Below are 18,115 nucleotides of genomic sequence, written 5' to 3'. Positions count from 1 at the left end.
TTTAAACCCTATATGACGAAAGAGAGACAATAATATTATGAGTAAAATAATTGGAATAGACTTAGGAACAACCAACTCTTGTGTTGCGGTAATGGAAGGAACGCAAGCTAAGGTTTTAGAAAATGCAGAAGGAGCAAGAACGACACCTTCGGTAGTTGCATTTACTAATGAAAATGAAAAATTAATAGGTCAACCTGCTAAAAGACAGGCAGTAACAAATCCTGAAAACACAATTTTTGCAGTTAAAAGATTAATCGGAAGAAATTTTGATGATCCAACAGTAAAAAAAGATGTTGAAGCTGCACCATTTAAAATAGTTAACTCTGAAAAAGGAGACGCTTGGATTGAAGCAAAAGGAGAAAAATATTCTCCATCTCAAATCTCTGCTTTCATTTTACAAAAAATGAAAGAGACAGCAGAAAAATATTTAGGATCAGAAGTAACAAAAGCTGTAATAACAGTACCAGCATATTTTAACGATGCACAAAGACAAGCAACAAAAGACGCAGGTAAAATTGCAGGACTTGAAGTTTTAAGAATTATAAATGAACCAACTGCTGCATCACTTGCTTATGGTTTGGATAAAAAACAAAATAAAAAAATTGCTGTATACGATCTAGGTGGAGGAACATTTGATGTTTCTATACTTGAGTTAGGTGATGGCGTGTTTGAAGTTAAATCAACTAATGGTGACACTTTTTTAGGTGGTGAAGATTTTGATAATGCTATCGTTGACTATTTAATTTCTGAATTTAAGAAAGATAATGGTATTGATCTTAAATCAGATAAACTTGCTTTACAAAGATTAAAGGAAGCAGCTGAAAAAGCAAAAATAGAATTATCATCTGCAGAACAAACAGATATAAATTTGCCATTTATAACTGCAGATAAAACTGGTCCAAAACACATTAATTTAAAAATGACTAGAGCAAAACTTGAGGCTTTAGTTGAAGACTTAATTGCTAGAACAATGCCTCCATGTAAAACTGCTTTAAAAGACGCAGGAATTACTGCAAGTGAGATAGATGAAGTGGTTATGGTTGGTGGTATGACTAGAATGCCAAAAGTTATAGCAGAAGTTAAAAACTTTTTTGGAAAAGACCCTAATAAGAGTGTAAACCCTGATGAAGTAGTTGCAATGGGTGCTGCTATTCAAGCAGGGGTGTTACAAGGAGATGTTAAAGACGTTCTTTTATTAGACGTTACACCGTTATCATTAGGTATTGAAACACTTGGTGGTGTTTCAACAAAACTAATTGATAAAAATACAACAATTCCAACTAAAAAAAGCCAAGTATTCTCAACTGCTGAAGATAATCAGCCAGCTGTTTCTATTAGAGTTTTACAAGGTGAAAGAGAAATGGCTTCTGATAACAAGTTATTAGGTAATTTTGAATTGGTAGGTATTGCTCCAGCTCCAAGAGGAGTTCCTCAAATTGAAGTTACATTTGATATTGATGCTAACGGTATCGTAAATGTTTCAGCAAAAGACAAAGGAACTGGTAAAGAGCAAAAGATACAAATTCAAGCTTCTGGTGGATTAAGTGATGAAGAAATTGAAAAAATGGTCAAAGATGCTGAAGCTAACAAAGAAGCTGACAAAAAGAAAAGAGAGTCAGTTGATGTACGAAACCAAGCAGACACTTTAATTCATTCAACAGAGAAGAACTTAAAAGAGCATGGATCAAAAATTTCAGATACAGAGAAAAAAGCAATTGAAGATGCATCATCTGCTGTAAAAGAAGCTCTAAAAGGTGAAGATATTGAAGATATCAAGAAAAAAACAGAAGCTTTGGTTCAAGCTTCAATGAAACTTGGAGAAGCAATCTACAAATCACAACAAAGTGCTAAACCAGAATCGGGAAAAGATGATGGTGAAGATAATACAAGTAAAAAAGACGAAAATGTTGTTGATGCTGATTTCGAAGAAGTAAAAGACGAGAATAAAGAAAAAAGCGCATAAACTGACATTTAATTGTCTGGGGTAATTTGATGGCTAAAAGAGACTATTATGATGTCCTAGGCGTTAACAAGAGCGCAAGTCCTGATGAACTAAAATCTGCGTATAGAAAACTAGCAGTTAAATATCATCCAGATAAAAATCCAGGCGATTCAAAAGCAGAGGAAAAATTTAAAGAAGCTAGTGAGGCTTACGGAATACTTTCAGACAAAGAAAAAAAACAAAACTACGATAACTTTGGACATGCTGCTTTTGAAAATGGTGGTGGTAGACCGGGTGGTGGTTTTGGTGGTTTTAGTGGAGCTGATTTTTCAGATATTTTTGAAGATTTCTTTGGAGATTTTGGAGGTGGTGGAAGATCGAGAAACAGAAGATCAAATACCAGAGGTTCAGATTTAAGATACGATTTATCAATTTCGTTAGAAGAAGCTTATCATGGGAAAAAACAAGATATAAAATTTGGAACCACTGAACAATGTGGAACTTGCAAAGGTAATGGTTCAGAACCAGGTTATTCTCCAGACAGATGTTCTTATTGTGGAGGCAATGGAAGAATAAGATCTAACCAGGGTTTCTTTACTGTTCAACAAACTTGTCCACAATGTAATGGTAATGGTGAAGAAATTACTAATCCATGTAATGATTGTAATGGTCAGGGGAAAAAACAAACATCCAAAAAAATATCTGTAACTATTCCTAAAGGAGTAGATGATGGTACTAGAATAAGACTTGCCGGAAAAGGTGAGGCTGGCAGCAGAGGTGGTGCTACAGGCGATTTATATTTATTTATAAATGTTCACTCTCATGAACTATTTAAAAGATCAGATGAAAACCTATTTTTTGAGTTTCCCCTATCTCTTGCTGATGCAGCTCTTGGAACTACCATTGAAATACCAACAATTGATGGTGGGCGAGCAAAAATAAAAATTCCAGATGGAACTCAAAATGGTAAACAATTTAGATTAAAAGGCAAAGGAATGCCATTTATGAGAAGAGGTGATTTTGGTGATTTATATGTTCAGGTAAAAACAGAGGTGCCTGTATATCTAAATAAAAAACAAAAAGAATTATTGGAACAATTTAGAGAAATAGAAAACGATAAATCAAATCCAAGTATTAAAAAGTTTTTTCAAAAAGCTAAAGATTTTTGGAAAAATTAAATTATGGGTATAGAAGAAATAATTCCATCAATAGCTTTAATATTAATACTAATTCTAATTTTACCTAGCTTCATAAAATCAAACCTAAAGAAAAAAGTATTTATTAAAAATTTAAGTATTTGGGGTGTCATTATAATTGTTCTTATGATACTTCTATATTTTATCACTTAATGAAAAAAATTAATTTAGCTATTTCAGGATGTATGGGTAGGATGGGTCAACAGCTCATAAAATCATCAAAAAAAAATAAAAATTTTAAATTAGTTACACTAACAGAAAATAGATTAGTAAATAAAAAATTTAATGGAATTAAACCTGAATTAAATTCTGATAAAGCCTTTAAAAAAATTGATGTAATTATTGATTTTACTATTCCCAAGTGCACCCTTGAAATATTAAAAATAGCATCAAAATTAAGAAAAAAAGTAGTAATTGGTACCACTGGATTTACTAGAGCCCAAGAAAATCAAATTAAAAAATATTCAAAAAAAATAGCTATTTTAAAAGCTGGTAACATGAGTTTAGGTGTAAATTTACTAATGTATTTAACTGAAATTGCCTCTAAATCACTAAATGAGGAATACTTGAGCAAGATATTTGAAGTACACCACAAACATAAAAAAGACTATCCATCCGGCACAGCATTAATGCTTGGCAAAGGAATTGCTGATGGGAAGAGTAAAGATTTATATAAATTAATTGGTAAAAAATTCTTAAATAAAAAATCTTTTCCTTATGGAAAAAAAATTAATTTTAACTCAATTAGAAAAGGTGAAATTATTGGTGAACATGAAGTAAAATTCTCAAGTGGAAAAGAAATAATTACATTAAACCATGAGGCTTTTGATAGAGCACTTTATTCAGATGGAGCTTTAACTGCCTCTAAATGGTTAATGAAAAAAAAACCAGGATTATATTCGATGAGAGATTTGCTTAACTTTTCATAATGAATGAGAAACAAAAAGCAAAAATCATAATTAAAACTTTAAATAAAATTTATCCTAAAACACCCGTTCCTTTAAAAAGTAAAAATATATTTACATTATTAATATCTGTACTGTTATCTGCTCAGTGCACTGATTTAAATGTTAATAATGTGACTAAGGATATATACCCAAAATATTATAAGCCAGAACATTTTGTAAAATTAGGAAGAAAAAAAATTGAAAAATTAATCAAAAAAATTGGAATTTTTAGAGTTAAAGCCAAAAGTATTTACTTAATGTCAAAACAAGTTTTAGAAAAGCACAGAGGTAAAGTACCCAAAACTTTTGAAGAACTTGAAAAACTGCCTGGTGTAGGTCATAAAACAGCGAGTGTTGTAATGTCCCAAGGTTTTGGATATCCAGCTTTTGCTGTTGATACTCATATTCACAGACTTGCACAACGTTGGGGTTTAACAAATGGAAAAAATGTAGTTCAAACTGAAAAAGATTTAAAGAGAATTTTCCCAAAAAAAACTTGGTCTAAGCTTCATCTCCAAATAATATTTTATGGAAGAGAATACTGTAAAGCCAGAGACTGTTATGGGTTAAGTTGTAAAATATGCACTACTTGCTACCCAAATAGAAAAAAACCTGTTATTACCAAAAAGGCTTAACATGAAAATTTTAGGAATAGGAAACGCTATTGTGGATGTCATTTGTAAAGTTGATGATAATTTTATTGATAAAAACAAACTTACAAAAAGTACGATGAAATTATTTTTTGATGAAAATGAATTCAAAAACTTATTAACAAATCTCAAGATTGAAAAAACAGTTTCAGGAGGGTCAGTTGCAAACTCAATAGTTGGTATATCTCAGCTTGGAAATAAAGCTGGATTTATAGGAAAAGTTTCAGATGATAAATTTGGTAGTAATTATGAAGAAGGATTAAAAAAAGAAAATGTGGAATACTTTTATTCAAAAAAGAGAGAAGAATTGCCAACAGGAACATGTTTAATATTAGTAACTCCAGATTCAGAAAGAACAATGTGCACCTTTTTGGGTACAGCAGGAAAAATTAATGAAAATGATATTAGTTCTGATGCTATTAAAAAAAGTGAGATGATATTTTTAGAAGGTTATTTGTGGGATGAAGGAGAACCCAAAAAGGCATTTGATAAAGCTATAAATAGTGCAAATAAAGTCGCAATGTCTCTTTCAGATCTATTTTGTGTGGATAGACACAAACCTCATTTTTTGAACTTAGTTAAAAACAAACTCAATATAACTTTTGCTAACGAACAAGAAATTACTTCTTTAATTGACGCAAAAAATTTTGATGAAGTTGTAAATTTTTCAAAACAACTTAACAAATTAATAATTGTAACTAGAGGAGAAAAAGGTGCAGTTGCAATTAATGGTGATGAAGTTGTTGAAAGTGATATACAAAAAAATTTGAAAATTGTTGATCTTACAGGCGCAGGTGATCTTTTTGCTGCTGGTTTTTTACATGGTTACATTAATAAATTATCTACAAGAGAATGTCTTGAAAAAGGTACTGAAATGTCATCAAGAGTAATCCAACAAATTGGAGCAAGACTATAAATTTAATTTTTCTTTCGTTTGAAACTTCCTTTACCCTTTTTGGGCTTAACTCTTTTTTGTTTATATTTTCTACTAAACAAGTCTTTAGAAAATGGGTTTTTCTTATTTAATTTTATAACCATTTTTTTCACTAATTATAAAATTATCATCATCAAATGTGTTTAAAATTTTTTTTCTCAATCGATATATATGAGTCTCAACAGTGTGGGTTTCTATATCTGATTGATAACACCAAACTTTTTCTTCTAATTCATTAATACTTACTGGTTCATTTGAATCAGATAAATAAGTAATTGTATTTATTTCTTTTTCAGTCAATTTAAGATTTTTATTATTCATAATCATTTCTCTTGAATTCAGGTTAATAATATAATTTTTTACTTTAACTTCAGACTGAATGTTGAATTGTATTTTTAAAAATTCAATATTTATTTTTTCAATTAATTTAAAAATATTAATTGGTATATTATCTAAAACAAATTGATGATTGAAATTTAGATATTTTTTATTTGATATAATTAAATAATTATGAAGTTTTTTAATTGTCTCATTTAAAGAATTTTCATCACTCACAAAGATAATGTTGAAATTTAAATCTAATCTAAGTTCATCAAAAATTTGATATAATTTACTAAATTTATATATTATTAAATTTTGATTACTCACTAAAAGAGAATATGACAATTTTTGTTAAAAATAAACATACACTTGAAATAGATCAATTTAAGTTTAACTGCTGTATTGGCGAAAATGGTTCTACCAGAAATAAAAAAGAAGGAGATAAAAAAACACCAAAAGGAACTTTTGCAATTGGAAATTTGTATTATAGAAAAGATAGAATAGAAAAACCTTTAACTTCAATAAAAAGTATAGAAATTAAAAAAGAAATGGGTTGGTGCGATGATATTCGTTTTCCAAAAAAATATAACAAATTAATTAAAATAGAAAAAAAAATGAGACATGAAAAATTGAAAAGGAAAGATCATAAGTACGATTTGCTAATTCCAATTAAGTACAACTACAAAAAGACTATCGTTGGTCTAGGAAGTTGTATTTTTATTCATCTAACTAAAGACTACAAACCAACAGCTGGATGTGTTGCTTTAAGCAAAAAAGATTTTTTAATTATGCTAAAATTAATTAAAAGAAATTCCAAAATAAAAATCTTTTAATATCTCTGACCAAATATACTAGATCCTATCCTTACATAAGTGGCCTGATGTTTAACAGCTAATAAAAAATCTGAAGACATGCCCATACTTAATTCCTTTAAACCTGAGGCCTTATTTAATTTTTTAATTTCTTCAAAAAAGCATTCTGGGTCAGTATTTACAGGAGGGATACACATCAAACCAATTACGTCTAGGCCTATGTATTTACAATAAGAAATAAGTTGGTTTACATCATTTTTATTTATCCCGGATTTTTGACTTTCATCTCCAATATTAACTTGTAAAAATATTTTAATTTTTTTATTTAATTTACTTTGTTCATCAAATATTTTTTTTGCAAGTTTTTGGCTATCTACTGAATGAATATAATCAAAGATTTTAACAGCAAACTTCACCTTATTAGTTTGTAATTTCCCAACCATGTGAAGTTTGATTTTTGAATTATTTTTTTTTACTTCTGTCCATTTCTCAACAGCTTCCTGAACTTTATTTTCACCATAATCAACGTGACCGTAATCTATAAGCGGTAGGATTTTGTCTATACTAAAAGTCTTAGATACAGCAATAATATTAGGATTATTATTAATATTTAATTTATTAAGATGATTTTTAATATTATTTTCAATATCTAATAAATTTTTTACAGTATTATGCATACAAACAAGATGATCAAATATTACTTTATAAATAAATTTGATACAAATAATATTAGCAAACAAGACAAACAAACTATCATAATTTACAGAAACTATTCTACAAAACTGCTAGATGAAAAGATTATTGTAGAAATTAAAAAATTTTGTAAAAAAAAATCAATTAAATTTTATTTATCAAATAACATAAAATTAGCATTGAAATTAAACTTAGATGGTGCATACATTCCAGCTTTTAATACTGATTTAAAACATTTAGCTTACTCTTTTAAAAAAAATTTTGTAATTATTGGATCAGCACATAACATTAAAGAAATTAGAACTAAAGAAAAACAAAAAGTTGAAAAAATTGTTTTATCCTCATTATTCAAAAAAAATAAAAATTATTTAGGAATTAATAGATTGAAATTATTATCAAGACTTACTAAAAAAGATAAAATTGTATTAGGTGGAATAACAAAAAAAAACAAAAAACAAATTAATCTTATAAAATTATCTAGTTTTGCAGGAATATCTTACTTTGAATAAGTAAAAGATAAAAAAAAGGCCCCTAAAAAGGGGCCCTTTTTAAATTATTTGATCTAAATCAAATTAGAATGCAAATGATGCACCTACAACCCAAAGCTCTTGGTCTTCAGTTGCAGTTGTTGAGTAGCTGATGTTTTTAGCTTCTTGAGACTTAGCAGTTAGTGTCATACCACCAGCTGTGTAAGATACTCCGAAACCTGAAAATTCAGCTGTTTCAGAAGATGCAGAACCATCAGTGATTTCTTCTACACCGTATGAAAGTGAAATTTCATCGCTAAGTGTGTAAGAGATCGCTTGAGACTCCATATTTCTGTCTGATGTACTTGTTCCATGATCATACTCAAGGTCAGTAGCTGTTACAGTTACTGGACCATATGCATAAGATACTTTCCATGCAGTTGCATCAGCTTCTACAGATGTACTGTTGTCTTCACCAGTACCATAAGCAATAGTTAAACCTTCAATACCTGTGTATGTTGCAGACCATGAAGTTGATGAAGCAGCTCCACCATCACCTGTTGGTGTGTAAGATGCATTTAATGCTAAACCATCATACAATGAAGGAAGAGCATAAGTGATCATATCATCTGATGCTTTACCTGATTTAGGCTCATCAGCAGCGGCTTGGAAGTTATCCCACATACCACCGGCAGCAGAACCGTCCATATCACCAACAGCTGAACCACCACCTTCACCATGGAAAGTTAAAGTTCCTAAGCCATCCATTCCAATTGAAAGTGAGTGACCATCAAAAATTGAACCATTTGCAGGTCCAGAAGTTGAAGTAGTGTCATTGTCAAATTCGTCAATCACGAAAGATAATGATACATTCATACCATTGTCTAACTCACCACCACCTGAGAAAGTAAGTTGATTACCCATGTAAAAAGACTTACCACCGTTAGCAGCACCACCGTTAATGTGTTCAACACCTACAGAAGCTCCACCAGTTACTGTCATTTCACCTGCGTTTGCAGAGAAAGCAACTAGCGAACCAGCTAATGCAGATAGTCCGATTTTTTTAAATTTGTTCATATTAATTACTCCTTAAGTTATTGTTAATTATTAATAATAAACAGCGTGTTTTTAGCATTTAAACTGATAAATGGTTTCTGTTTAATTTCATTTTTGAATATAATTTTTAATATGTGATATTTTTACAACACTAAAATACCCTGAAAAACCTATATTTATGAAATTTTTTCTATATAGATACAAATTATTTATTAATATTAAAATAGTTGCCACAGTTCACAAAATACAGGATGGATCAAAGTGAGAGAAAATAAATCTAAACTTTTTTTAAGAATTTTCACAATTTTTTTTATTCTGCCAATTTTTTTAATTTCTTGCAAAGGTCCAGATGGAAAATTTAAGTTACCTGGAAGTGATGCAAGAAAGTTTCCTGCCGATCCCGCTTTAAGAGTTAAAAAAAACCTTGAAGAAGGAAGAGGCTTCAAATTAAATGATGCTTTTAGTGGACCAAAAGGTGGTGTTTTTGACTTTGCAAGCTCTAATGAATTATGGAGAGCTTCATTGGATGCAATTGATTTTATGCCTTTAAGCTCTGTTAATTATAGTGGTGGTATTATTGTCACTGATTGGTACGCTGCTGATCAAAGTTTAAGTGGAGAAAGTATAAAAATCTCAATAAGATTTTTAACAAATGAGGTTAGGGCAGATGCATTGGACATCAAAGTGTTTAATAAAAAATGTAATAATATGTCTAATTGTATCATAAAAGAAATTAATGATGAGTTAGCTCCAGAACTAAAAAAACAAATATTAAAAAAAGCAACACTTTACAAAAAAGAAGCTCAAAACAAAGACAAAAAAGATAACTAGTACCATCGATCAAAGTGGAAAGATATAATTTCAAAGAAATTGAGAGTAAGTGGCAAAAAATTTGGGAAGAAGAGAAAACTTTTGAAACAAAATTAGAAAAAAATAAAAAAAAATTTTATTGCCTAGAAATGTTTCCCTATCCTTCGGGTAAAATTCATATGGGACATGTAAGAAATTATACAATTGGTGATGTTTTGGCAAGATACAAATCTTTACAGGGCTATAATGTGTTGCATCCAATGGGATGGGATTCTTTTGGAATGCCAGCAGAAAATGCTGCAAGACAAAATAATTTAGATCCTAAAACATGGACTGAAAAAAATATATCTACAATGAAAACTCAATTGAAAAAACTGGGTTTGGCGATTGATTGGGATAGGGAAATTTCAACATGTTCACCCGAATACTATAAACATCAACAAGAATTTTTTTTAGAATTGTTTGATAAAGGTCTTGTCTACAGAAAAGAAAATTATGTAAATTGGGATCCTGTAGACCAAACAGTACTAGCAAATGAACAAGTTATAGACGGTAAAGGGTGGAGATCAGGCGCTGAAGTGCAAAGAAAAAAACTAAATCAATGGTTTTTTAAAATTTCAAAATTTTCTGAGGAATTATTGTCCAATTTAGACAATCTTGAAGAGTGGCCAAACAAAGTAAAAATAATGCAAAAAAATTGGATAGGTAAATCATTTGGTTGTGAAGTAAAATTCAAAATTGATGATCCGTCTAAAAATATAAGTGAGGTTGAGTGTTACACAACTAGGCCTGATACTCTTTTTGGAATGTCATTTATAGCTTTGTCTGTTGATCATCCTATTTCTAAGTTTTATGAAAATGATAAGGAATTTTTAGAGTTTAAACAAAAGTGTTCTAAAACAGGTACTACTGAAGAGTCGATTGCTAATGCTGAAAAAATTGGCTTTAAGACAAATCTCATAGCTTCAAATCCATTAGATCCTAATTTAAAAGTTCCTGTATACTTTGCGAATTTTGTTTTAATGGATTATGGATTAGGGGCGGTTTTTGGATGTCCAGCACATGATCAAAGAGATTTAGATTTTGCAATAAAATATAATTTAGAAATTAAAACAGTCGTATCTCCTGAAAAAAATAAAACAGACTTTAAAGTAAAAGACAAAGCATTTACAGATGATGGTTATATTATTAATTCTTCATTTTTAAACAATCTTAAATCACCTAACGAGGCAATTCTAAAATCAATTGAATATCTAGAGGAACATAAATTAGGAAAAAAGAAAATTAACTTTCGTTTAAAAGATTGGGGAATTTCAAGACAAAGGTATTGGGGTTGTCCAATACCAATTATCTATGATAAGGATGGAAACCCTCATAAAATTCCAAAGAATTTGCTCCCTGTTGAATTGCCAAAAATAAATAAGTTTACTTCAAATGGGAACCCGCTAGATGAAGAACACGACTGGAAAAATATTAAAATTGAAAATGAAAACTTCACAAGAGAGACTGATACCTTAGATACATTTGTTGATTCATCTTGGTATTTTCTAAGATTTTGTTCACCAAAAAAGACAGGATATGGATTTGATTATGAAGAAATGAAATATTGGATGCCTGTTGATCAATATATTGGAGGAGTTGAACATGCAATTCTTCATCTTTTATATTCGAGATTTTTTATGCAAGCACTTTCATATAATAATAATAATTTTGAAATACAAGAACCTTTTAAAGGATTATTTACTCAAGGTATGGTTTGTCATGAAACTTATAAAGATAAAGATAACAATTGGTTAAGTCCAGATGAAGTTGATCTTAAAAATGGAAAAAAAGTATTGAAAAGTGATCCGTCACAAGAAGTAAAAATTGGACCATCAGAATCTATGTCCAAATCAAAAAAAAACACAGTAGATCCTGAAAAAATTATAAATATTTATGGAGCTGATGCCGCTAGACTATTTATATTATCAGATAGCCCACCTGAAAAGGATGTTCAATGGTCAGATGAAGGTATTGCATCCTCATATAAATTTATTCAAAAACTTTGGAATTTAAATCAAAAAGTAATTGAAGAAATTAAAAAAAATCATGACGAAAAAGAAAACAATAGTTTGGAAAAATTTACTAATAAATTTATAAAAAAAGTAAACAATAGTCTTAATAATTTTAGTTACAATATCTTAATTGCAAATTTGCATGAGATGCAAAATTTTTATTCTAAAGAATTAATAAAAAAATATAAGAAAGAAACCTTGATTGAAAATTATGGAAAAATTTTAATCACAATGTTACCTATAATTCCGCATTTTGCTAACGAGTGTCTTAAACTATTAAATATAAACTCATTAGAATGGCCAAAATATAATGAACAACTTTTGCATGAAGAAACAGTAAATTACGTAATACAGATAAATGGTAAAAAAAGAGGAATTATTAACTCTGATAGAAATCTTAAAGAAGATGATTTAATTAATAAGATTCAATTAGATACAAGCTTAAAAAAATATTTAACAAATAAAAATATAAGAAAAAAAATTTATATACCAAATAAGCTTATAAATATTATAATCTAATTAATGATAAAAAAATTATTACCAATTATAATAATACTATTCTTAAGCACCTCATGTGGATTTGAGCCTAAATATAAAGGCTTTGACGGGGTTGATTTTATTCTAAAATTACAAAATTCCTCTGGAGATAGAGATCTTAACAATGCAATTAAATCTCAATTATCAAGATATGCCAATGGTAAAGATGATTATAATATCATAAAATTAGACCTGGATAGCAAATTTGAGAAAATATCAATTTCAAAAAATTCTAAAGGTGAAATAACTAAATATAATCTAAGAGCGGAAGTTAGTTTAAAAATTACCTCAGACAAAGAAGAAAGGGATATTTTTTTTATAGAAGAATTTAAGATTGACAAAATAAGTGATACTGTTGAGGAAAAGAATTATATCCAAATTATAAAAAAAGATTTTGCTCAATCAATAGTTAGAAGATTAATACTAAATTTAAGAAAAAATAAATGATCTTAAAGTATTTCGAGATTGAAAAAATTGATCTAAAAAAAACAAAATTGTTTCTACTTTATGGTAAAAATACCAGCCTAATAAAGGATACCATAAATAAAATAGCATTTAGTGATGGAGAACGTTTCCAGTATGATGAAAAAGAGATTTTAGAAAATGAAAAAATTTTTTTTGAAAATATATTAGTTGAATCTCTGTTTGATAAAAACAAAACAATAATTATCAATAGATCTACTGATAAAATACTGAAGGTTATAAATGAAATTTTTGATAAAAGTTTAGAAAATAATATAGTTATTATTACTGCAGAAAACCTAGAAAAAAAGTCTAAACTAAGATCTTTATTTGAAAAAGAAAGAAATTTAGTATGTATTCCTTTTTATCCTGATACAGAAAAAACGCTTTTAAAATCAGCTATAGACTTTTTTAAAGACGAAAGAATTCCAATTTCTCAAATTAATTTGAATCAAATATTAAATAAAAACTCAGGCGATAGGGAAAATCTTTTAAATGAATTAAAAAAAATAAAGTATTTTGTTAAAAATGGGAAAAAAATTACTACAGAAACTTTGTCAAAGCTGATTAACTTATCAGAAGATTATAGCACAACAGAACTAGTAGATAATTGCCTGGCAAAAAATAAAAATAAAACAATCAATATTTTAAATGAAAATAGTTTTAAGAACGAAGACTGTATTGCTGTATTAAGAATTTTTTTAAGTAAAACTAAAAGAATTCTAACTCTAGCTCAAGATTATGAAAAAAATAAAAATATAGATTTAACAATTTCTAGTGCTAGACCTCCTATTTTTTGGAAAGATAAGGAAATTGTTAAAAAACAAATAATGAGTTGGAATATAAAAAATTTAAAAAAATTAATATTTGAAATAAGTGAAATTGAGATTTTAATAAAAAAAAATTTAAACTCTGGTGTTCACTTATTATATAATTTTGTAATTAAACAAACCTTACAAAAATTTAATAATGAGATTTAATTATATCAATTATTTTATTAAGTTGATCTAGATCTTTATATTCAAAAGAAATTTTTCCTTTATTTCTTTTATTATTTTTTATATCTACATTTAATCCAATCTTATTGGATACTGACAATTCTAGTGCAATAATATTTGTATCTTTTGTTAAACTTGATTTTTTTCTATTTTTGAAAATTTTAACAAAATTCTCTGCTTGTCTTACAGATAATTTTTTTTCTATGATTTTATTTGCTACAAAGCTGGCATTATCGAGCCCAACTAAAATTTTAGCATGACCAGCTGTCAACTTTTGAGTTTCAATTAATTTTATTACATCTTCTGGTAAATTTAAAAGTCTTAAAGAATTGGTAATATAACTTCGACTTTTTCCAATAAATTTTGATACTTTTTCTTGATCATAAGAAAATTCATCAATTAATCTCCTGTAACCTTGTGCTTCTTCAAGAGGGTTTAGATCGTGCCTTTGAACATTCTCTACAATTGCAAATTCTAAAGATTTTAAATTATCAGCTTCAGTAATAACAACAGGAACATTGTGTAAGCCAGCCCTTTGTGCTGCAATCCACCTTCTCTCTCCAGCTATTATTTCAAATTTTCCCTCACTATCATTTGACTTTCTAACAATGATTGGTTGTATCATTCCCCTTTCTTTAATTGAATTTGTTAAATCAATTAAATTATTTTCATCAAATATTTTTCTTGGCTGATACTTGTTTGGCACAAGATCGCTTATTTGTAATTGGTTTTTCTCTGGCTCTACTTTAACCTCACCAATCAATGATGATAAACCTCTCCCCAGACCCTTTTTGATTTTATCCATTAAGCAGCACTTCCTATTGTTGATTCTTGATTTATAAATTCATCAGTAAAACTAAAATATGACTTACTACCTGGACATGATTTATCATAAATTAAAACTGGCATTCCATGAGAAGGCGCCTCTGACAATCTAACGTTCCTTGGTATTACTGTTGAGTAAACTTTTTCGCTAAAATAATCTCTTGCTTCTTTTTCAACTTGTGAAGATAGTTTATTTCTCTTGTCATACATTGTTAAAAGTATACCCCTGATTTTTAATTCTGGGTTTAAACTTACTTTTATTCTTTCAATTGTCTTCATAAGCTGCGTTAATCCCTCAAGAGCAAAAAATTCTGTCTGCAAAGGAACCAAAAGCGACCTTGAACATACAAGAGCCATAACAGTCAACAGGCTAAGTGAAGGTGGGCAGTCTATCAGTATATAATCATAGGATGCTCTAGAATCATTTAAATAAGCGGCTAATTTACGCTTTAAAATAAAAGCTCTATTTATATCATCAGCTGTTTCAACCTCTAGACCAGATAAGTCAACATTAGAAGTTACCAAATCCAAATTTTCAAACTGAGTTTTCTTTATTACTTGATAAATTTCTTTAGTTCCATTCAAGACCCCGTAAATTGTGTCGCTTGAGTTTTCCATATTAGATAATCCAAGACCTGTAGTTGCATTTCCCTGTGGATCTAGGTCTATAACTAAAATTTTTTTATTATGTTTTGACAGTCCAGCTGCGAGATTTATTACTGTTGTAGTTTTTCCTACCCCACCCTTTTGATTTATGACTGAAATAATTTGCATTTAATTTTTTTCAATTTTTTTTTAATTTTTTTTTTTAATTTTTTTTATATTTATTAAAAATGAATCTTTACTAGTTAAACTTTTCTTTTCTATATATTCCAAATTCCATTTTTTTTTAGAATTTTCAAAAACTTTTTTTCCGTTTTTGCCCATAAAGAAAATTAAATTTTTATATTTTGAAAAATTTTCATAAACTAAATCTAAAACAACCGGCATAGGTTTAAATGCTCTCGACATAATTGTTCCTGTCTCTAAATTTTTTATCTCAAAAATATTTTTTTGAAAAACTTTTGTATTTAAATTTAATTTTTCTGAAACTTCTTTTAAAAAATGGCTTTTATGGTAGCTTTTTTCATACAAATGCACATTCATTTTATTTTTCATGTTTTTTAGTATAATTGCCACTATAATTCCTGGTAAACCAGCTCCAGATCCTAAATCTGTGGTTGTATTACAATTTAAATCAACAAAATCAATTATTTGCGCAGAATCAATAATATGACGCTCAATTATTCCATTTTTTGATGCTGTATTTTGACCAATTATGTTTATTTTTTTATTTTTTTCCAGAATCAGAGATATATAGTTTTCAAAGTCTAAAAATGTTTCACGTGAAACATTTAGATCATTAAGTCTAGAGTAAGAATTTAAAATTTCTTGATCCATTAAGCTATATGCTTAATAGACTTTCTTTTTACGTGTGACAACAAAATATATACAGCTGCTGGGGTTATTCCATCAATTCTTAAAGCTTGACCCATAGTTTTAGGCTTTATTTCTTTAAATTTAGCTTTAACCTCATTAGACAAACCTGAAAGCTCATCATAATTAATTTTATCAGGAATAATTAAGTTCTCATCCCTCTTAAATGCTAAAATATCTGCTTTTTGCTTCTTTAAATACCCCATGTAATGAGCATTAATTTCTACTTGTTCATCAATTTCTTTGTTAAAATATGGTATTTCAGGCCATATTTCTCTAATTTTGCTCATATTAACATCTTTTTGAGTTAACACCTCATTTGAAGACCTCAATATTCCATCCTTTGCAATTTTAATTCCGAATTTTTCTGCTTTAGAGGGTGAAATATTAGATTTACTCATTTTTAAATTAATTTTTTCAATTTTGTCGAATTTATCTAAATATATAGCTTTTCTTTCCTCTCCAATTAATCCAATTTGTATTCCCTTAGCTGTTAATCTTTGATCTGCATTATCTGCTCTCAAACTTAATCGATATTCTGCTCTTGATGTAAACATACGATATGGCTCTGCTACTCCCTTAGTAACTAAATCATCAATCATTACTCCAATGTAGGCATCAGATCTATCAAGGATAAAAGGCTCAGAATTTTTAACAGATAAAGCTGCATTAATACCAGCTATAAGTCCTTGTGCAGCCGCTTCCTCATATCCTGTTGTTCCATTAATTTGCCCTGCAAGATAAAGATTGCCGATCTTCTTAGTTTCAAGGGTTAAGAATAGTTCACGTGGATCTATATAGTCATATTCTATAGCATATCCTGGTCTTATAATGGTAACATTCTCTAAACCTCTGATATTATTACATATTTCTTCTTGTACTTCTGCTGGGAGCGATGTTGAGATCCCATTTGGGTAAATTGTGTGATCATTAAGCCCTTCTGGCTCTAAAAAAATCTGATGACGAACTTTATCTGCAAATTTAACTATCTTATCTTCTATAGATGGACAATATCTTGGACCTACTCCTTTTATATTACCTGAGTACATTGCACTTTTAGATAAATTTTTTTCTATAATTTTATGAACCTTCTCATTGGTATAAGTCATTCGACATGACACTTGTTTATTTAAATTTTTTTTAGTTAGGAAAGAAAAATAATAAGGATCATCATCTGCAAATTGTTCTTCAAGATTTTCAAAATTAATCGTTCTTGCATCTAACCTGGGAGGTGTTCCAGTTTTTAATCTTCCAATTTTAAAATCATATTTTGCTAATTGTTCACTTAAACCTGTTGAAGGTTTTTCATCGTACCTGCCTGCTGGTGTTCTTTCATCACCTATATGTATCAAGCCATTTAAAAAAGTTCCTGTTGTTAGTATTAACTTGTTGCATGATACTTTTTTTCCTTCTTTAGTTTCAAAACCACTTATAGTGTTTTTATTAAAAATAAATTTTATTACAGGATCAGAAAAAATACTTAAATTACAGTAGTTTACAAGTTTTTCTTGCATAAATTTACGGTAAAGTGCTCTATCTGATTGAGTTCTTGGTCCACGTACGGCTGGACCTCTACTTCTATTTAATAATCTAAATTGTATGCCTGATTTATCTGCAACATCTCCCATTGCACCATCGAGCGCATCTATTTCTCGAACTAAATGACCTTTGCCCAAACCACCAATTGCAGGGTTGCATGACATCTCACCAATAGTTTCTATTTTATGGGTGAACAGGGCAGTGTTAACTCCTAGTCGAGCAGAAGCAGCAGCTGCCTCACATCCTGCATGACCTCCACCAATTACAACTACATCAAATGACAAATCATTTTTCATGGGTTGAATTTATATGTGAATACATAATTTACAAGACAGGCTTAATTTTTAGTAAATAAGCGTTAATTATCAATAGTTTTGGATAAAAAATACCTAAAAA

Annotated in this window: 18 protein-coding genes; 11 read left to right on the top strand and 7 right to left on the bottom strand. The window is 28.9% G+C overall.

Features of this window, described 5'->3' with window-relative positions; all coding sequences use genetic code 11:
* Positions 1–37: 37 nt before the first annotated feature.
* The 5 genes from dnaK (at position 38) to ACTTAO_RS03540 (ending at position 5,651) form a co-directional block, all read left to right on the top strand.
* Positions 38–1,963: a molecular chaperone DnaK gene (gene dnaK / locus ACTTAO_RS03560; RefSeq protein WP_440690921.1), complete on the top strand. Its 1,926-nt coding sequence runs from the start codon at positions 38–40 to the stop codon at positions 1,961–1,963.
* 29 nt (positions 1,964–1,992) lie between these two features.
* A complete protein-coding gene (dnaJ, locus tag ACTTAO_RS03555) occupies positions 1,993–3,120 on the top strand; it encodes a molecular chaperone DnaJ (protein ID WP_440690920.1) in 1,128 nt (375 codons plus the stop codon).
* 170 nt (positions 3,121–3,290) lie between these two features.
* Entirely contained in the window at positions 3,291–4,067 is a 777-nt protein-coding gene (gene dapB, locus ACTTAO_RS03550; RefSeq protein ID WP_440690919.1) for a 4-hydroxy-tetrahydrodipicolinate reductase, read from the top strand.
* On the top strand, positions 4,067–4,720 hold the full coding sequence (gene nth / locus ACTTAO_RS03545; RefSeq protein WP_440690918.1) for an endonuclease III: 654 nt from the start codon (positions 4,067–4,069) through the stop codon (positions 4,718–4,720). The genes dapB and nth overlap by 1 nt, the downstream gene beginning before the upstream one ends.
* Before the next feature lies 1 nt (position 4,721).
* Positions 4,722–5,651: an adenosine kinase gene (locus ACTTAO_RS03540; protein ID WP_440690917.1), complete on the top strand. Its 930-nt coding sequence runs from the start codon at positions 4,722–4,724 to the stop codon at positions 5,649–5,651.
* Between the two features lie 102 nt (positions 5,652–5,753).
* Here the strand turns inward: ACTTAO_RS03540 and ACTTAO_RS03535 are convergent, their stop codons facing one another.
* The gene (locus ACTTAO_RS03535; RefSeq protein WP_440690916.1) at positions 5,754–6,317 is read right to left on the bottom strand and encodes a response regulator transcription factor; all 564 of its coding nucleotides are present in this window, start codon (positions 6,315–6,317) and stop codon (positions 5,754–5,756) included.
* Between the two features lie 11 nt (positions 6,318–6,328).
* Here ACTTAO_RS03535 and ACTTAO_RS03530 point away from each other — a divergent pair, with 11 nt between their 5' ends.
* Entirely contained in the window at positions 6,329–6,823 is a 495-nt protein-coding gene (locus ACTTAO_RS03530) for a L,D-transpeptidase family protein (RefSeq protein ID WP_440690915.1), read from the top strand.
* Here ACTTAO_RS03530 and ACTTAO_RS03525 read toward each other — a convergent pair.
* The gene (locus ACTTAO_RS03525) at positions 6,820–7,479 is read right to left on the bottom strand and encodes a YggS family pyridoxal phosphate-dependent enzyme (protein ID WP_440690914.1); all 660 of its coding nucleotides are present in this window, start codon (positions 7,477–7,479) and stop codon (positions 6,820–6,822) included. The genes ACTTAO_RS03530 and ACTTAO_RS03525 overlap by 4 nt on opposite strands.
* Positions 7,480–7,488: 9 nt before the next feature.
* Between ACTTAO_RS03525 and ACTTAO_RS03520 the strand changes: the two genes are divergently transcribed.
* Entirely contained in the window at positions 7,489–8,004 is a 516-nt protein-coding gene (locus tag ACTTAO_RS03520; protein WP_440690913.1) for a thiamine phosphate synthase, read from the top strand.
* Between the two features lie 63 nt (positions 8,005–8,067).
* On the opposite strand, the gene ACTTAO_RS03515 is transcribed toward ACTTAO_RS03520, so the two are convergent.
* Positions 8,068–9,039, bottom strand: a complete 972-nt coding sequence (locus tag ACTTAO_RS03515; protein WP_440690912.1) for a porin — start codon at positions 9,037–9,039, stop codon at positions 8,068–8,070.
* Positions 9,040–9,279: 240 nt separating this feature from the next.
* Between ACTTAO_RS03515 and ACTTAO_RS03510 the strand changes: the two genes are divergently transcribed.
* Genes ACTTAO_RS03510 through holA form a run of 4 tightly spaced genes read left to right on the top strand, consistent with a single transcriptional unit; the run spans position 9,280 to position 13,861 of the window.
* Complete coding sequence (locus ACTTAO_RS03510; RefSeq protein ID WP_440690911.1) at positions 9,280–9,849, top strand: DUF3576 domain-containing protein; 570 nt, start codon at positions 9,280–9,282, stop codon at positions 9,847–9,849.
* A gap of 14 nt (positions 9,850–9,863) precedes the next feature.
* Positions 9,864–12,401, top strand: coding sequence for a leucine--tRNA ligase (gene leuS, locus ACTTAO_RS03505; RefSeq protein WP_440690910.1), 2,538 nt, complete (start codon positions 9,864–9,866; stop codon positions 12,399–12,401).
* A gap of 3 nt (positions 12,402–12,404) precedes the next feature.
* Positions 12,405–12,866 carry a hypothetical protein gene (locus tag ACTTAO_RS03500; protein ID WP_440690909.1) on the top strand — a complete coding sequence of 154 codons (462 nt, stop codon included), beginning with the start codon at positions 12,405–12,407 and terminating at the stop codon, positions 12,864–12,866.
* Positions 12,863–13,861, top strand: coding sequence for a DNA polymerase III subunit delta (gene holA, locus ACTTAO_RS03495; protein ID WP_440690908.1), 999 nt, complete (start codon positions 12,863–12,865; stop codon positions 13,859–13,861). Before ACTTAO_RS03500 ends, holA begins: the two co-directional genes overlap by 4 nt.
* Here holA and ACTTAO_RS03490 read toward each other — a convergent pair.
* Genes ACTTAO_RS03490 through mnmG form a run of 4 tightly spaced genes read right to left on the bottom strand, consistent with a single transcriptional unit; the run spans position 13,845 to position 18,015 of the window.
* Positions 13,845–14,684, bottom strand: a complete 840-nt coding sequence (locus ACTTAO_RS03490; RefSeq protein WP_440690907.1) for a ParB/RepB/Spo0J family partition protein — start codon at positions 14,682–14,684, stop codon at positions 13,845–13,847. The two genes, holA and ACTTAO_RS03490, sit on opposite strands and share 17 nt — an antisense overlap.
* On the bottom strand, positions 14,684–15,478 hold the full coding sequence (locus ACTTAO_RS03485) for a ParA family protein (protein WP_440690906.1): 795 nt from the start codon (positions 15,476–15,478) through the stop codon (positions 14,684–14,686). The genes ACTTAO_RS03490 and ACTTAO_RS03485 overlap by 1 nt, the downstream gene beginning before the upstream one ends.
* 21 nt (positions 15,479–15,499) lie before the next feature.
* Positions 15,500–16,144 carry a 16S rRNA (guanine(527)-N(7))-methyltransferase RsmG gene (locus ACTTAO_RS03480; protein ID WP_440690905.1) on the bottom strand — a complete coding sequence of 215 codons (645 nt, stop codon included), beginning with the start codon at positions 16,142–16,144 and terminating at the stop codon, positions 15,500–15,502.
* Positions 16,144–18,015, bottom strand: coding sequence for a tRNA uridine-5-carboxymethylaminomethyl(34) synthesis enzyme MnmG (gene mnmG, locus ACTTAO_RS03475; protein WP_440690904.1), 1,872 nt, complete (start codon positions 18,013–18,015; stop codon positions 16,144–16,146). Before mnmG ends, ACTTAO_RS03480 begins: the two co-directional genes overlap by 1 nt.
* Positions 18,016–18,115: the final 100 nt, after the last annotated feature.

It is taken from the genome of Candidatus Pelagibacter sp. HIMB1782 (genome assembly GCF_052047475.1).
Classification (GTDB): domain Bacteria; phylum Pseudomonadota; class Alphaproteobacteria; order Pelagibacterales; family Pelagibacteraceae; genus Pelagibacter.
The sequence above is the reverse complement of the archived record's forward strand: the minus strand, read 5'-3'. Positions and strand labels throughout refer to the sequence as shown.

Bases quoted from the DNA above. Each gene is read 5' to 3' on its own strand.
- mnmG (WP_440690904.1), bottom strand. From the start codon at position 18,015: ATGAAAAATGATTTGTCATTTGATGTAGTTGTAATTGGTGGAGGTCAT.
- dapB (WP_440690919.1), top strand. From the start codon at position 3,291: ATGAAAAAAATTAATTTAGCTATTTCAGGATGTATGGGTAGGATGGGT.
- ACTTAO_RS03540 (WP_440690917.1), top strand. From the start codon at position 4,722: ATGAAAATTTTAGGAATAGGAAACGCTATTGTGGATGTCATTTGTAAA.
- ACTTAO_RS03500 (WP_440690909.1), top strand. From the start codon at position 12,405: ATGATAAAAAAATTATTACCAATTATAATAATACTATTCTTAAGCACC.
- holA (WP_440690908.1), top strand. From the start codon at position 12,863: ATGATCTTAAAGTATTTCGAGATTGAAAAAATTGATCTAAAAAAAACA.
- nth (WP_440690918.1), top strand. From the start codon at position 4,067: ATGAATGAGAAACAAAAAGCAAAAATCATAATTAAAACTTTAAATAAA.
- ACTTAO_RS03515 (WP_440690912.1), bottom strand. From the start codon at position 9,039: ATGAACAAATTTAAAAAAATCGGACTATCTGCATTAGCTGGTTCGCTA.
- ACTTAO_RS03520 (WP_440690913.1), top strand. From the start codon at position 7,489: ATGATCAAATATTACTTTATAAATAAATTTGATACAAATAATATTAGC.
- ACTTAO_RS03490 (WP_440690907.1), bottom strand. From the start codon at position 14,684: ATGGATAAAATCAAAAAGGGTCTGGGGAGAGGTTTATCATCATTGATT.
- ACTTAO_RS03480 (WP_440690905.1), bottom strand. From the start codon at position 16,144: ATGGATCAAGAAATTTTAAATTCTTACTCTAGACTTAATGATCTAAAT.
- dnaK (WP_440690921.1), top strand. From the start codon at position 38: ATGAGTAAAATAATTGGAATAGACTTAGGAACAACCAACTCTTGTGTT.
- ACTTAO_RS03530 (WP_440690915.1), top strand. From the start codon at position 6,329: ATGACAATTTTTGTTAAAAATAAACATACACTTGAAATAGATCAATTT.
- ACTTAO_RS03485 (WP_440690906.1), bottom strand. From the start codon at position 15,478: ATGCAAATTATTTCAGTCATAAATCAAAAGGGTGGGGTAGGAAAAACT.
- ACTTAO_RS03525 (WP_440690914.1), bottom strand. From the start codon at position 7,479: ATGCATAATACTGTAAAAAATTTATTAGATATTGAAAATAATATTAAA.
- dnaJ (WP_440690920.1), top strand. From the start codon at position 1,993: ATGGCTAAAAGAGACTATTATGATGTCCTAGGCGTTAACAAGAGCGCA.